Source organism: Ruegeria sp. AL11 (genome assembly GCF_056540865.1).
Map to the genome: position 1 here is coordinate 1 of NZ_JBQFXO010000056.1, position 911 is coordinate 911.

The 911-nt window shown below is 61.0% G+C and carries 1 protein-coding gene; it reads left to right on the plus strand.

Going from position 1 to position 911, the window contains the following annotated elements; translation table 11 throughout:
- The coding region (locus ACR0IP_RS23240; RefSeq protein WP_480528171.1) for a DUF294 nucleotidyltransferase-like domain-containing protein at positions 1-911 on the plus strand (911 nt) is incomplete at both ends.

A 911-nucleotide genomic window follows, 5' to 3' on the forward strand; every position in this document is an offset into this window, starting at 1 on the left:
GAACGCGGCATCGGCCACGTCCCGATTTCAGAGGGCGGTCGGCTGGTCGGTATCGTCACACAAACCGACCTGACACATTACCAGGCCGTGAACTCGGCCGAACTGGTGCGACGCATCGCGCAGGCAAATACCGCCAAAGATATGGCGCGGGTAACGGCGGAAATCCCACAGCTGCTGGTGCAACTGGTTGCAGGCGGGAACCGGCACGAAATCGTCACGCGCCTGATCACCGACATTGCTGACACGGTTACCCGGCGCCTTCTGGCCCTTGCCGAACAGAAACTGGGCCCGCCCCCTGTGCCGTATCTGTGGCTGGCCTGCGGCTCGCAAGGGCGGCAGGAGCAGACAGGCGTGTCGGATCAGGACAACTGCCTGATGTTGGATGACGGCGTGACCGATGCGGATATGGAATACTTTACAAAGCTGGCCAGGTTCGTGTCGGACGGGCTGGATACCTGTGGCTATTTCTATTGTCCCGGCGACATGATGGCGACCAATCCGCGCTGGTGTCAGCCGGTGCGTGTCTGGCGCGACTATTTCAAGGGATGGATCGCCAAACCGAACCCCGAAGCGCAGATGCTAGCCTCGGTCATGTTTGACTTGCGCCCGATTGGCGGCGCGTTCGACCTGTTCGCCGACCTGCAGGCCGACACATTGGCCGCAGCTCGGGCCAATTCGATCTTCGTCGCACATATGATCTCGAACTCGTTGAAACACACGCCGCCGCTGGGTTTGCTGCGTGGTTTTGCGACCATCCGGTCGGGCGAACATCGCAATACGCTGGATCTGAAACACAATGGTGTTGTTCCGGTCGTGGATCTGGCGCGGATCTACGCCTTGCAAGGCGAACTGCCCGAGGCCAATACCCGCGCCCGCCTGAAAGCGGCTGAGGCCAATGGCGTTCTCAGCGC